Raw genomic sequence first — 14,685 nt, 5'->3', positions numbered from 1 at the left:
CAATTGATTGTTATATGTAGTATTACATTACATACTTTATTGCAAATGTCCTATTAATTAAAGAACTTCTCATACTCCTCTTCCTTGAAGCCCAATGTCACCTTTTCTCCATCAGTAAGTAATGGACGCTTAATCAGCATGCCATCAGTAGCAAGAATTTCAAGGAGCTCATCATCAGAGGCAGTTTTCACCTTATCCTTTAACCCAAGTTCACGATACTTCATCCCGCTTGTGTTAAAGAACTTTTTGAGGTCTATACCACTTTTTTTATACAGCTTCTCAAGCTCTTCTCGAGAAGGCGTATTTTCAACAATATGTACATCTTGATACGCAACATTGTGGGCATCTAGCCATTTCTTCGCATTACGGCATGTCCCACATTTCGGATACCAGTAAAAGGTTAATCCCATAATTTCACCTACCCCTGTAATGTTATCCAATTTTAGCTGAACACTGTTTTCGCATTGAAATGTTAAAATCCTAATACCGATTTTAGCGTAGTAAAAGCTATTTGGTGCTTCTAATTAAGTTTCCATACTCTTTTCTCATTAGTTTATCACTTAAAATCATTGAGAACATAAATTAATCCTTTAATTTTTCGTTCCCAAAAGCAACAAAAATGAGAAAAGAGCCTAGCTAAAAGTTTCTATTTGCATAGTACCATATTGGAATAATCATCACAATCATTCACGAAAATTATAAAGCTCCCCTCGTTAAAAGGGGAGCAAAGGCTGAGGGTTGCCTCTATTTACTTTTCTTCAATTTGTCTACAAACTTCTTACAGCACGTACTTTTCAGCATCAATTAGTTTTACAGATGCTTCACGTTTTTTCGCAATTACATTTGTTGGTGTGTGGCGAGTTAGCTTACGAAGTGTAGAAATCATCATACGAAGCATATCTCCATCCTCAGCAGCTACTAATGTTTCTTTTGCATCAGCTTCAATTTTATTAAATGCTTCTTGGCAGAAGATTTGAGTATAAAGAAGCTTCTGGTTACTCTTCTCTAATCCATTTTTCGCAATCGCTTTTTCCGTACGAAGCACGACAGATTCCATTGCATATACATTCGCAACAATATCAGCGATATTAACGAAGATTTCTTGCTCTTTTTCAACTTCTTTGCCGAATTTTTGAGCAGCTAAGCCAGCAGCAAGTAATGCGATTTTCTTCCCGTTATTCACTAACATCTTTTCTTGCGCTAATGGCTCATCACCTGGCTCTTCAGGCATTAACATCATCAATTCTTCTTGTAGAGCCATTACTTTTTGGAATAATGGCAGGTCGCCCTTAAGAGCTTTCTTCAAGTATGTTCCAAGTACTAATAAACGGTTAATTTCATTAGTTCCTTCGAAAATACGGTTGATACGAGAATCACGGTATGCACGAGCAATTTCGTACTCTTCCATGAAGCCGTAACCGCCGTGTAATTGAACACCTTCATCCACAACATAGTCAAGAACTTCCGTGTTGAAGAACTTTCCTAATGAGCATTCAATTGCATATTCAGCGATTGAAGCAGCAACAGCTTTTCCTCCGTTAACCTCTTCTTCAGTCAGCTTGCTCATGCGCTCTTCAAACAATCCAACAGTACGATAAATGGAGCTTTCAGCCGCATATAGTTTAGAAGCCATAGTAGCAATCTTCTCTTTTGTTAGGTTAAAAGAAGATAGTGGTGTTTTAAATTGTTGACGTTGGTTTGTATATGGAATTGTTACTTCCAAAGCACGCTTCGCTCCACCAAGAGCACCAACCCCTAATTTATAACGACCAATGTTCAAGATATTAAAGGCAATGATATGACCTCTGCCGATTTCACCTAAAAGGTTTTCCACAGGTACTTGTGCATCCTGAAGAATCAATGTACGAGTAGATGAACTCTTTATCCCCATCTTATCTTCTTCCGCGCCGGTAGAAACACCTGGGAATTCTCTTTCGACGATAAATGCAGAGAATTTATCTCCATCAATTTTCGCATAAACCACGAATACATCAGCAAATCCAGCATTTGTGATCCACTGTTTTTCCCCATTTAATACGTAATGAGTACCAGCTGAATTTAATTTTGCTACCGTTTTTGCACCAAGTGCATCTGATCCAGAGCTAGGTTCTGTTAATGCGTAAGCTGCAATCTTTTCACCAGTCGCAAGTTCAGGAAGGTATTTTTGCTTTTGGTCTTCGTTTCCGAATAACACGATTGGAAGTGAACCGATTCCTACGTGAGCTCCGTGTGTGATTCCGAAACCACCAGCAATCGCCATTTTTTCAGCAATAAGGGCTGAGCTTACTTTATCTAATGCAAGACCGCCGTACTCTTCAGGTACGTCTGCACCAAGAAGTCCTAATTCTCCTGCTGATTTTAATAGCTTTACAGAACGATCAAATTCATGCTTTTCAAGATAAGGTACTTCGGGTAATACTTCATTGACAACATAATCCTCTGTTGTTTTTGCAATCATTACTTGCTCATCAGAAAAATCCTCTGGTGTGAATACTTGGTCGTAGTTCACATCTTCAATTAGAAAGCTTCCACCTTTAATTAGGTTTTCAGTTTGATTTGACATGTGATTATTCCTCCATTCTATTTAGGAGGGGAGCAGAATCACTCCCCCAAAATTTGACTACAATAATTCAAATACTCCAGCTGCACCCATTCCTCCACCAATACACATCGTGACCACACCAAATTGTTGGTTACGACGTTTCATTTCGTGAATGAGAGATAGCGTTAATTTTGCACCTGTACATCCAAGTGGATGGCCAAGTGCAATTGCGCCTCCATTGACGTTCACTTTTTCTTCATCTAAGCCAAGCTCTCGAATAACTTGAAGAGACTGAGAAGCAAATGCTTCGTTTAATTCAAATAAACCAATATCAGAAAGCTCTAACCCAGCAAGTTTCAATGCTTTTGGAATCGCAACCACTGGACCGACCCCCATGATTTCAGGCGGTACACCACCAACAGCAAAGGACCTGAACTTCACGAGTGGAGTTAAGCCTTGTGCTTCTGCTTTTTCTCGATCCATTACTAAGACTGCCGCTGCTCCATCACTTGTTTGTGAAGAGTTCCCTGCTGTAACAGAACCTGTAACAGAAAAAGCTGGGCGAAGCTTCGCTAACGTTTCAACTGTTGATTCAGCACGAACACCTTCATCTTGGCTGAATAAGAATGTTTTTTCTACAAGCTTGTTGTTACTGTCCACATAACGATTCGTTACTTCAACAGGAACAATTTCATCCACGAATTTTCCTTCCTGAATGGCTCTAGCCGCTTTTTGATGACTGCGCACCGCAAAAGCGTCTTGGTCCTCGCGTGAAATTCCAAACTTCTTCGCCACTTCTTCTGCTGTATGTCCCATGCCCATATAGTACTCAGGTGCAGTTTCAGCCAATTTCGCATTTGGACGAACGACATGCCCCATCATTGGCACCATACTCATGGATTCCGCTCCACCAGCTAAGATTGTGTCTGCATGACCGATCATAATTTTTTCTGCTGCATAGGCAATCGTTTGAAGGCCTGATGAGCAATAACGATTCACGGTTACAGCTGGTACAGTATTAGGCAGTCCAGCAAGGGCACCAATATTACGAGCCATATTCAAGCCTTGCTCAGCCTCAGGCATCGCACACCCAATTATTAAATCGTCGATATTCCCTTCATAATTGCCAGCTCTTTTTAACGTTTCCTTAACTACAAGAGCTCCTAAATCGTCTGGTCGCACATTCGCAAGTGAGCCTTTTTTCGCTTTTCCGACCGGAGTACGTGCTCCCGCTACGATTACCGCTTCTCTCATCTCATTCCCTCTCTTTCATTCATATTCTGAAACTATCAATCTATATCCTATGAATACACCCATTTGTTATAAAACTTTTATGATTTTTGGAGATAGCAATGATTTTTGACGGCAGTCAAAAATCAATCCTCAATTAGTTACGTAACGGCTTTCCTTTTAAAAGCATATGCTGCATACGTTGCTGAGATTTCGGCTCTGCAACTAGGCTTAAGAACGCTTCTCTCTCCAAATCTAGCAAGTACTGCTCATCTACTTCTGTGCCATACGGAACCTTTCCTCCTGCAATTACATACGCAAGCTTCTTGGCTATCTTCATATCATGCTCAGAAATATAGCCAGAATAGAGCATAGTTTGTGCACCCAGTAATAACGTTGCATAACCTGGTTCGCCGACAACTGGCACTTTTTTACGGACAGGAGGCGTATACCCCTGTTCAGATAGGGCTAACACCACTTGCTTTGCATCATAAATTTGATGATCTCCGTTTACACTGATTCCATCAGCTTTGTTTAAGAAATTGTTATCGCGCGCTTCTTCTCCAGAAGTAGAAACCTTCGCCATCGCAATCTTTTCAAATACAGCATTGGCCACCTTTTGAAGATCAAATTCAACCCCATTTGGCAGACTGTTCAAATGCTTGATATAAAGCTCTTTGTTTCCGCCTCCACCAGGAATAAGACCAACACCCGCTTCAACAAGACCCATATACGTTTCAGATGAAGCTTGAATATGAGCAGCAGGAAGACAAACTTCAGCACCTCCACCAAGAGTCATACCAAATGGTGCAACCACAACTGGCTTACTGCTGTATTTGATTTTCAAGCTTGCCTGCTGGAAGTGACGAACAACCATATCAAGCTCAAATACATCGTCCTGTGCTTCCATTAGGATCATCGCAAGATTCGCACCTACACAGAAATTCTTGCCTTGGTTTCCGATTACAAGACCTTTGTAATTCTTTTCCACTTCATCAATCGCGAAATTAATCATCTGCAAAATATCTAGGCCAATTGCATTACTCTTCGAATGGAACTCAAGTAACGCTACGCCATCGCCGATATCAATTAAGCTCGCACCAGTGTTCTTTTTAATAACACCTTTTTGCTTTTTGATTTTTGCCAGATTCATAACTTTCAGATTTTCTTCTACTAATTTATATTCACCATTTTGGTAGAAATATAAGTCGCCATTCTCTTCTTCCTTATAAAAAGAAGTAAACCCTTTTGCAAGCATGTCTTTGACCCATTCTGGAACGGTTAAGCCTTGCTCTTCCATCCTTTGAACGGACTTCTCAATCCCAATTGCATCCCATGCTTCAAATGGACCTTGCTGCCAGCCGAACCCCCACTTCATTGCACGATCAATTGCTACAACATCGTCTGCAATTTGACCAAGAAGGTCTGCTGAGTAAACAAATACAGGACTATAAATATTCCACAAGAGCTCTCCTGCACGATCTTTCGCATAAACAAGCGCTTTCAATTTATTCGCTAAGCCTTTGGCTTGCTTTGCCATTTCAATCGAAGGTGCTTGCAGCTTTTTCCGAGGACCGTATACAAGTGTTTCAGGGTCTAATTCAAGAATTTCTTTTCCTTGTTTCAAGAAAAATCCTTGGCCAGATTTACTTCCTAACCAGCCATTTTCGATCATTTTCTGAATAAAAGCTGGAATTTCAAAGACTTCTTTTTCTGCACCCTCAACTTGGTCGTACACATTTTTTGCCACGTGAGCAAATGTATCAAGACCTACTACATCAAGGGTTCTAAAAGTGGCACTCTTCGCTCTTCCAATTAGTGGACCCGTTACAGAATCAACTTCCCCAACACTGTAACCACCTTTAACCATTTCACGAACAGTTACTAGTAGTCCATACGTTCCAATGCGATTGGCAATAAAGTTTGGTGTATCCTTTGCTTCAACAACACCTTTACCAAGAACATCTTCCCCGAACGTTTTGATGAAAGAAAGCACTTGTGGATCTGTATGCTTCGTTGGAATAACTTCTAATAATTTTAAATAGCGTGGTGGATTGAAGAAATGTGTTCCTAGGAAATGCTTTTGAAAATCCTCGGAACGTCCTTCGACCATTGCTTCAACTGAAATTCCTGATGTGTTAGAGCTGACAATGCTTCCAGGCTTGCGGTACTTGTCAACCTTTTCAAAAATCTGTTGCTTGATTGCTAGGTTTTCAACTACTACTTCAATAACCCAATCCACATCTTTTAATTGCTCTAAATCATCCTCAAAATTTCCAGCTTTTATTAGTGCAAGATTTTTCTTAGAAGTTAGTGGAGCAGGCTTTTGTTTTAACAGCTTTTGAATAGCTGTTTCACTAATTCGATTACGTACTTGCTTATTTTCTAGGGTTAACCCTTTTGCTTTTTCTACATCTGTTAATTCACGAGGTACTATATCCAGTAGCAAGGTTGGTATTCCAATGTTTGCTAAGTGAGCGGCAATGCCGGAGCCCATGACACCAGAGCCTAAGACCGCTGCTTTTTTGATTTGTTGGACCAAATACTTCTCCCCCTTTTTCGTTTGAATGAATGCTCATTCATTTTCTGTTCAAAAAATTTTCGAATTATAAAATTCGGGAATCCACCCTATGAAGGGCACAACAAAACTTATTAGACACTATAATCATAAAATATTTAGACTCTTTCTGCAATGATTTTTTTGAAAATTTAAACCGTTCATATTGGCAGTTAAGTTAGGGAATGTTATGGATGCAACTTTATTTTTGGAGGTGTTCGAATGGGCAAAAAACAGAAAGATCCATCAAAGGCTGGAGTTAGTGCTGCAAGTGTAGAAGGCAATGCTGGACCTGGCGCAGAAAAGGCACATAAGGATAAAAAGAACAGCCAGAACAACCAGTTTAAACGATAGACTCCTTACAAAGAGCCGTTTTGAATCATCACTCAAAACGGCTTTTGTCTTAAAATATATCTCCCTTTTCCATGCGGGATGCATAACGGAGTTCCGAATAACGGGTCAAAGGTTACCTCACACTCCATCCCAAATACAGACTTTACTAACTCGGAATTAATAACAAGTTCCGGTTTACCCTGTGCAAATACCTTCTTATTTTTAACAGCTACAATATTATGAGCATAGCGACAAGCTAGATTTAAATCATGGAGTACCATCACAATGGTTCTCTTCTCTTTTTCATTTAGCTCGAACAAAAGATCCAAGATTTCAATTTGATGAGTCATATCCAAATACGTTGTCGGTTCATCTAAAAGTAAAAACTCTGTATCCTGAGCTAAGGTCATAGCAATCCAAGCTCTTTGTCGCTGTCCCCCAGATAAGGAATCCACCAGACGATCCTTCAAACTTTCGATCCCCGTTGCAAGTAATGCCGCTGTTACCTTCTTTTCATCTTCCTCTGACCACTGCTTTAACCATGTTTGATACGGGTATCGACCTTGTTTAACAAGTTGCAACACCGTTAGTCCTTCCGGAGCAATTGGAGACTGCGGAAGAATTGCCAACTGTTTTGCAACTGCTTTCGTGGACATTTGACTAATCGCTTTTCCCTCTAAAAGGACCGCACCCGATTTCGGTTTCAAGAGACGAGCAATCGACCGAAGGAGTGTTGATTTTCCACAGCCATTTCCACCTATAAAAACAGTAATCTCTCCTTTAGGAATAATTAAATCCAACTCATCAATAATAACCTCATCCCCATAGGACAGCGTTAAATCTTTCGTTTCTATTGCCTCTGCCATGTTACACACTCCCTATGTATTCCTTGTTTTATAAAGCAGATAGATAAAGTACGGAGCCCCTATTCCCGCAGTAAATACTCCTGCTGGAATCTCTAATGGAGCAAACAGGGTTCTTCCGATTAAATCCGCGATCATCACGAGTATTCCACCTATTAAAGCAGATACTGGTAGTAACGCTCCAAAGGCAGACCCTACTAATCTTCTCGCCATATGAGGAGCCATGAGTCCCACAAAACCAATCCCTCCCGCGAAGGCGACAGAACTTCCAATTAGCCCTGTACTAATCATTAATAGCAAGAATCTTTGCCTCTGTATATGACTCCCAACTCCAACGGCAATTTCATCTCCAAGTTCTTGCACATTTATATTTCTCGACATCGTCCATGCAAGTACAACGAGGACGATAGTCCACGGAACAAGAATTTGAACATTTGCCCATGTTGAGCCATGAACGGTTCCAGTGATCCAAATATTCGCTTGATTCGCCCGATAAATCGGACCTAAGATCATCAGCAGGGTCGTGAACGCCTGCATCAGTGTAGATATCCCAATTCCTATAAGAACAAGACGAACGGGAGAGACACCATTTTTCCAAGCAAGAATATAGACTAGAAAAGCAATTACACCTGCCCCAATAAATGCAGCCAACGGCATCCATTGAATACTTACGGTAAGCCCACTTTTATCATCACTAAAAAAGGCTAAAAATCCAACAACTGCAACCGCTGCTCCTCCTGTAATTCCAAGAATATCTGGGGATGCCAATGGATTGCGAATCATACCTTGTAAAATCGCTCCCGCTACCGCCAAAGAAATGCCAACCATGAGTGCAACGATGATTCGTGGCAAGCGAAATGAAGTAACAACCAATCTCTCCAAATCTGCCCCGCCACCAAAAAAGACGTGTACAACGGTAAGTGGATTTATTTTCATATCTCCTAACCCAGTACTTAAAATAAACACTGCTATAGCCAAGAACGCCATCAAAGCAATCACTTTTCCAGCTTGTTTATCTAATAGAAAAGAAACTTTCTTATTGAACAATCGAATGCTTTTAAACGTATTCATTTCCCACCCCACCCCCTTCTTGCAATAAAAATAAAGAAAGGCGTTCCAATAATCGCAGTCATAACTCCGACTGGCACTTCCTGAGGCATAATCACATATCGGGCTAAAATATCCGCTACAAGTAAAAGTATACCTCCTAGAAGACCAGAAAAAGGGATAACCCACCGATGATCAATTCCAACCAAAGCACGTGTAATGTGAGGAACGACAATGCCGATAAAAGCAATTGGTCCAGCAATTGCAACCGCCCCTCCTGCTAATAAAATAATCACAATCGCTGTGACGATTTTTACTAGTCCTGTTTGAACACCAAGCCCTTTAGCAACATCCTCTCCCATGGAAAGGACATTCATTTTTCCAGCAAGGAGAATGGCTCCCAGCCAACCAATGATTAAGTATGGCAGTACAGCTGTTAATATTTCTAGCTTTCTTCCCTGTACAGAACCTGCTAACCAAAATAACACCTGTTCTAGCGCTGCTTCGTTGATGACGAGAAAGCCTTGTGTAAAGGACGAAAACATCGCGGCCATCGCGGCGCCAGCCAAGGTCAATTTCATCGGTGTTAGTCCTTCCCTACCGATAGTCCCAATAACATAAACACCAATGGCCGCTACAGCTGCTCCTAAAAATGCAATCCACGTAAATGCCTGCAAATTGCTAATTGAAAATAGGGTAACCCCTAACACGACTGCAAATCCTGCTCCTGCATTAACCCCTAAGATACCTGGAGACGCGAGTGGATTTTTTGTTAAGGTTTGCATTAATGCTCCTGCAATCGCCAGGCTACTCCCGACAGCTGCAGCAATGAGTGCTCTTGGAAGTCTAACCGTCTCAATCACTAAGTGCTCATTTGATCCATTGTTATTCTGTAGTGCCTCCCAAGCCATCCTCCACGTCGTATCCGTGTAACCATATACAATGCTTGCGCACATTAATAACAAAAGGAAAATAACTGTAAATAGGAGGCCAATAATTCTTTGACTATTATTCTTTAAAAGCATCAGTATATTACCTTTCCATAAGAAATTAATAATTAACTATCAAACTACTATCAAGTCTATAAAAAGGAAAATCTACTGTCAATGATTATGATAATCATTTTCAATTAACTATTGACACGTCTATGAAATCGCTTTAAGATAAATTTGTAATTGAAAATCATTATCACTTATACATATTAGGAGGTACTCATGAACCATCTTAAATCTATACTAACTATTTTCACGATCGTTTTTCTTTTGGCTGCCTGTGGCTCTAAAGAAACTAGCAGCGATACAAAAGGGGCAGCAACAAAGACTGAAGATACAAGTTATACAATCGAGCACGCTATGGGATCTACTCTCATTGATAAGGCTCCTAAAAAGGTTGTAATCCTAACAAATGAAGGAACTGAAGCTCTATTTGCACTTGGAATAACACCTGTTGGTGCGGTCCAATCCTGGACAGGTGATCCTTGGTATGATCATATTGCTAGTCAAATGAAAGATGTCGAGGTAGTCGGAACTGAAAGTGAAGTTAATCTTGAAGCTATTGCAAGTCTTCAACCAGACTTGATTATAGGAAATAAGGTGCGCCAAGAAGCTATTTATGAGCAACTCAGCCAAATTGCTCCAACCGTCTTTTCGGAGAACTTAGCTGGTAATTGGAAGGAAAACTTTGAGTTTTATGCAAAAGCTCTTAATCTCGAAGAAAAAGGAAAAGAAACACTAGCATCCTACGATGCTCGTATCGATGAGCTAAAAGGAAAACTAAGTGATCAATTAACGAAAAAGATTTCGGTCGTTCGCTTTGTTGCAGGAGATGTCCGTATTTATCAAAAAGATTCTTTTTCAGGCGTGATTCTGGATCAACTTGGATTTGCTCGACCTGAAAGTCAGGATGTCGATGAATTTGCCCTTAACGGTGTTACAAAGGAACAAGTTCCATTAATGGATGGTGATATTCTTTTCTATTTCACTTATGAAACTGGTGATGGTGCAGCAACTGAGCTTGAAAAAGAATGGTTGGAAGATCCTTTATTTAAGAATCTAACCGTCTCTAAGAATGGAGCAGTCCATAAAGTTGATGACGTCATTTGGAACACAGCTGGAGGAGTACTGGCTGCAAACAAAATGTTAGATGATATTGAGAACACTTTCCTAAAATAGATGATTGCTCGGCTCATACCCCTACAATAATGAGCCCCCTCTCGAAAAGAGTCCGATTTCATACGGGCTCTTTTCTCATTTCCCTCAAGAAAAATCCGGATAATCCTACCAAAAAAGGAAACAATATGTGTAGCTTTTTGGATAAGGGGATCTGCTCCGATGAAAATTCCATTCAAGAAAAAAAACACTGAAAAAGAAGCACTAGAAAAAGTCTTGTCTAAATCAAATGATTATAAAAATATTCATTTTACCAACGAGAAAACAAAAGTCGAGTTCTATCTAACTTTCATCGCAAGCCTCACGGATGAAAAAATCATTCACAAAGAGGCTCTCCCCTATTTGCTACATGGAGAGCTTTACAACCTAGATGATGTTCCAGAATTGATTACCATTGCTGAGACAGAAATTTCTACAAACCCAAAAGATATTGAATTAAAACTGTTTAATGGTTATGTTCTTGTTCAAGTAGTGGGAAACGAGGAACAATTGTGTTTCTTTGCCGCGCAAAGAGAAGTTGGTAGAAGTATTGGGGTTCCTGAGGTCGAATTTAGCGTTATTGGACCAAAGGAAGCCTTTGTCGAATCAATGAAACAAAATCTGAATCTGGTTAGAAAAAGGATTCCTGTTAAAGAGCTGGTGATTGAAGAATTAACGGTTGGAAAAATATCAAAAACAAAGGTCGCGATCATTTATCTTGAAGAGATTACTAATCAAGAAAATATAAATACGGTTCGGCAACGGTTACAGGACATTGACATTGACGGAGTTACGGATAGTTCCTTCATCGTTCAAATTATCTCAGATAATCAAAACTCTCCATTTCCACAGTTGCTTGACACAGAAAGGCCAGATCGGGTAACCGCAAGTATCATTGAAGGAAAAGTGGCCATCATCGTTGACGGTTCTCCTCATGCTTTGATCGGACCAACGACTTTAGTAGAATTGTTCAGTTCTTTTGAAGATTATTTTCTCAACTGGATTGTATCGTCCTTTTTCCGATTGATTCGACTATTTGCCGTAACCTTTTCCATTCTAGTTACACCTATTTACGTAGCAACCTTAAGTTATCATTATGAGCTTATCCCTCGTGATCTATTGAGTGCATTGGTCGCTTCACGACGGGCAATTCCTTTTCCACCAATACTTGAGGCACTCTTTCTTGAGTTAACAATTGAACTATTGCGAGAAGCTGGAGCAAGACTACCGACCAAGGTTGGCCAAACGATCGGTATCGTAGGAGGGATTGTTATTGGAACAGCAAGCGTAGAAGCTGGCCTAACAAGCAACGTCCTCTTGATTATCATTGCTCTAGCTGCGCTTGCCTCCTTTACAACACCAGTTTATAGAATGGGCAATACCATTCGCTTACTGCGATTTCCGTTTCTATTATTTGCGGAGTTGTGGGGATTGGTTGGAATTGTATTATCTTTTTGTATCATGCTGACTCATCTAATCCGTCTGACCTCCCTCGGGAGACCGTATTTAGAACCCTTATATCCACCGAGGAGACAGGATATGAAGGATGCTCTTATCAGGCTGTCATTTAAAAACCAAGCCAAACGCCCAGTTTTTTTACGTTCGAAGCATCCGTCACGATTGGATGAAAGAGATGCTAAACAGAAACAAGATATCGATGAATAGAGGTTTTGCATCATGAGTGTAAGCATTCCCGAAAACAAAAAAATCTCTCCTTTTCTCGTCTTCTTTGTCGTGCAAAAGATGCAATTCGGGATCGGTATATTAGGGTTTCAAAGAATTATCGCCAAAACCGCTGGGTATGATGCATGGATATCGATTATCCTGGCAGGAATAGCTGTCCATATCGTGTTATGGGCTCTTTTTAAAATGTTAGAAACCGTAAATGGAGATATGATTTCCATCCATACATTTGTCTTTGGAAAAATCGTCAGTAAAATATTCGGCCTATTTTTTATTCTTTACTACCTCTTATTAACAGTGACTGTCATAAGAACTTATGTGGAAATTGTACAAGTATGGATGTTTACTGACCTAACGACCTTTTGGTTTTCTCTAATCTTTCTTATTGTTGTGGTATACATCATTTTTGGCGGTTTCAGAACGGTAACAGGGATGGCTTTTTTCGGGATTGTCCTCCCCTTCTACGTTTTGGCACTCTTTTTATTCACACTTCCATATGCTGAATTCGATAATCTGCTTCCAATCTTAGATCACTCGATTTCAGACATTCTTTTAGGCAGTAAAAATATGTCCCTAACTGTGCTAGGGTTTGAGTCCCTGCTGATCTTTTATCCTTTTATCAAAGATCAAAAAAAATCAAAAAAATGGGCTCACTTGGCTGTATTTTCCACGACAATGATTTACGTATACCTAGCCATCCTTACCTTTGCTTATTTTCCAGAAAATCAGCTACAAAAGAACATTTGGCCAACCTTAACAATGTGGAAAATCATTATGATGCCTTTTGTAGAACGATTTGAGTATATTGGAATTGCCAATTGGTGCTTAATTATTTTGCCTAATGCAAGTATTGCTTTATGGTGTTCCAGCCGCATTGCCAAACGATTATTTTCAATCAAACAACGAACAACAGTTCCTATTTTGGCCTTTATTTGTTTAATCGCTACGAGCTTGCTGTTCACTCGAAAACAAGTCAATCTTCTAAGTGATTTAGTTGGACAAATTGGGTTCTACCTTAATTTTTTTTACTTTCCATTGTTACTGGTAGCTACCTTGATTGCGAAGAAGGTGAAAAAAAATGAAGTGGGTTCATAAAATCTTGGTTATAGCATCTATCGCATTTTTTCTGAACGGATGCGTTAAGAAAGAAATATTGGATGATATTAACCTCATTGAGGCAATTGGATTCGATTATGCAGGGGATGGAAATACCAGCGGAACAATTCTTTATCCCATTTACCAGCCGGACCAACCACCAGAAAACAAAACATTGACGGCAAAAGCACTTATTAAAAAGTCGATCCTGCAGGATATACAGCTTCAGGCGGCCAACCCAATCGTAACAGGAAGTATGGAGGCTGTCTTATTTGCAAAAGAGCTAGCCACGAAAGAAGGGGTTCTCGAATTAATCGATGCCTTTCAACGTGACCCTGGAGTGGGTTCAGGACTTTATTTAGCTGTAGTTGATGGAGAGGCAAGAGAACTGATGGATGGCAATTATGGAGTTAGAGGCAACGCTACTTTTATCTCAAATTTATTAGAGAATAACATTGAGAATGAAGATCTTCCGAAAACCAATTTGCAAAAATTCCTCTTTTCATATTATCAAGAGGGACAAACACCTTTTATGCCACAGTTAAAGAAAATATCAGATGAAAAGATTGAATTAAACGGAGTTTGTTTTTTTAAACACGGTAAGGTCGTTGAAACCATTTCATCGGATCAAATGTTTTTCTTTCGCCTACTCGTAGACAAATACAGCAATGGTTTACATAGGGTGAAGATAAAGGATGGAGAAGCTGCCGTCCGAAGCATTCGTTCTACCCACAATTTTGATTTGAGCAAACGATCCCCTTTAGAAATCACCGTAAAAATAAAGGTCCAAGGAATTGTCAATGAATATACAGGAAATGAAGTGAAGCCAGAGCAAATCAAGCAATTAGAAAATGCCTTTGGTGAAGAAATCAAAAAACAAAGTCAAGAACTAGTAGATATCTTTAAAGAGCAAAAAATAGATCCCGTTGGTTTTGGTCATTTTGTCAAAACTCGAAAACGAAAATATGATTTATCCAAATGGCTCGAATCTGACCTGAAAAATCTCACGGTCAAGGTTGTGCCAGATGTCACCATTACAGAAGCTGGCGTGATTGAATAAGGGGTATTGGGAGATCTTTAGAGGGCCGGTAGTGGCATTCTTTTGATTGACAACTATTACTCGGGACAGTCAATCTTGGTAATCAAACTGGCCTTGAGTGACAACTTTTTCTCGGGGGCACCTTATTT

12 protein-coding genes are annotated in these 14,685 nt (G+C 39.9%); 5 read left to right on the top strand and 7 right to left on the bottom strand.

All coding sequences use genetic code 11. The features are described from left to right. Positions 1–53: 53 nt before the first annotated feature. The 4 genes from FA727_RS18385 to FA727_RS18370 all read right to left on the bottom strand — a co-directional run bounded on the left by FA727_RS18385 (position 54) and on the right by FA727_RS18370 (position 6,314). Positions 54–410 carry an arsenate reductase family protein gene (locus tag FA727_RS18385; protein ID WP_136833000.1) on the bottom strand — a complete coding sequence of 119 codons (357 nt, stop codon included), beginning with the start codon at positions 408–410 and terminating at the stop codon, positions 54–56. A gap of 368 nt (positions 411–778) precedes the next feature. Continuing rightward, positions 779–2,563, bottom strand: a complete 1,785-nt coding sequence (locus tag FA727_RS18380; RefSeq protein ID WP_136832999.1) for an acyl-CoA dehydrogenase FadE — start codon at positions 2,561–2,563, stop codon at positions 779–781. A 57-nt stretch (positions 2,564–2,620) separates the two neighbouring features. Further along, positions 2,621–3,796, bottom strand: a complete 1,176-nt coding sequence (locus tag FA727_RS18375) for an acetyl-CoA C-acetyltransferase (RefSeq protein WP_136832998.1) — start codon at positions 3,794–3,796, stop codon at positions 2,621–2,623. A gap of 133 nt (positions 3,797–3,929) precedes the next feature. After that, complete coding sequence (locus FA727_RS18370) at positions 3,930–6,314, bottom strand: 3-hydroxyacyl-CoA dehydrogenase/enoyl-CoA hydratase family protein (RefSeq protein ID WP_136832997.1); 2,385 nt, start codon at positions 6,312–6,314, stop codon at positions 3,930–3,932. Between the two features lie 237 nt (positions 6,315–6,551). On the opposite strand from FA727_RS18370, the gene FA727_RS18365 reads away from it, so the two are divergent. Continuing rightward, positions 6,552–6,683, top strand: a complete 132-nt coding sequence (locus FA727_RS18365) for a YuzL family protein (RefSeq protein ID WP_136832996.1) — start codon at positions 6,552–6,554, stop codon at positions 6,681–6,683. Positions 6,684–6,715: 32 nt separating this feature from the next. On the opposite strand, the gene FA727_RS18360 is transcribed toward FA727_RS18365, so the two are convergent. The 3 genes from FA727_RS18360 to FA727_RS18350 are packed head-to-tail and all read right to left on the bottom strand — an operon-like array spanning position 6,716 to position 9,597. Continuing rightward, complete coding sequence (locus FA727_RS18360; RefSeq protein WP_136832995.1) at positions 6,716–7,528, bottom strand: ABC transporter ATP-binding protein; 813 nt, start codon at positions 7,526–7,528, stop codon at positions 6,716–6,718. A 12-nt stretch (positions 7,529–7,540) separates the two neighbouring features. Continuing rightward, the gene (locus FA727_RS18355) at positions 7,541–8,596 is read right to left on the bottom strand and encodes a FecCD family ABC transporter permease (RefSeq protein ID WP_136832994.1); all 1,056 of its coding nucleotides are present in this window, start codon (positions 8,594–8,596) and stop codon (positions 7,541–7,543) included. Further along, positions 8,593–9,597 (bottom strand): FecCD family ABC transporter permease, encoded by a 1,005-nt coding sequence (locus tag FA727_RS18350; protein WP_136832993.1) that lies wholly within the window; start codon positions 9,595–9,597, stop codon positions 8,593–8,595. The genes FA727_RS18355 and FA727_RS18350 overlap by 4 nt, the downstream gene beginning before the upstream one ends. A 189-nt stretch (positions 9,598–9,786) precedes the next feature. On the opposite strand from FA727_RS18350, the gene FA727_RS18345 reads away from it, so the two are divergent. The 4 genes from FA727_RS18345 (at position 9,787) to FA727_RS18330 (ending at position 14,557) form a co-directional block, all read left to right on the top strand. Continuing rightward, on the top strand, positions 9,787–10,743 hold the full coding sequence (locus tag FA727_RS18345) for an ABC transporter substrate-binding protein (RefSeq protein WP_136832992.1): 957 nt from the start codon (positions 9,787–9,789) through the stop codon (positions 10,741–10,743). 159 nt (positions 10,744–10,902) lie between these two features. After that, complete coding sequence (locus FA727_RS18340; RefSeq protein ID WP_136832991.1) at positions 10,903–12,384, top strand: spore germination protein; 1,482 nt, start codon at positions 10,903–10,905, stop codon at positions 12,382–12,384. A 12-nt stretch (positions 12,385–12,396) separates the two neighbouring features. Further along, the gene (locus FA727_RS18335; protein ID WP_136832990.1) at positions 12,397–13,497 is read left to right on the top strand and encodes a GerAB/ArcD/ProY family transporter; all 1,101 of its coding nucleotides are present in this window, start codon (positions 12,397–12,399) and stop codon (positions 13,495–13,497) included. Further along, positions 13,481–14,557: a Ger(x)C family spore germination protein gene (locus FA727_RS18330; RefSeq protein WP_136832989.1), complete on the top strand. Its 1,077-nt coding sequence runs from the start codon at positions 13,481–13,483 to the stop codon at positions 14,555–14,557. The genes FA727_RS18335 and FA727_RS18330 overlap by 17 nt, the downstream gene beginning before the upstream one ends. The last annotated feature ends 128 nt before the right edge of the window (positions 14,558–14,685 follow it).

Source organism: Robertmurraya kyonggiensis (assembly GCF_005116465.1).
In the GTDB taxonomy this organism is placed as follows: domain Bacteria; phylum Bacillota; class Bacilli; order Bacillales; family Cytobacillaceae; genus Robertmurraya; species Robertmurraya kyonggiensis.
The sequence above is the reverse complement of the archived record's forward strand: the minus strand, read 5'-3'. Positions and strand labels throughout refer to the sequence as shown.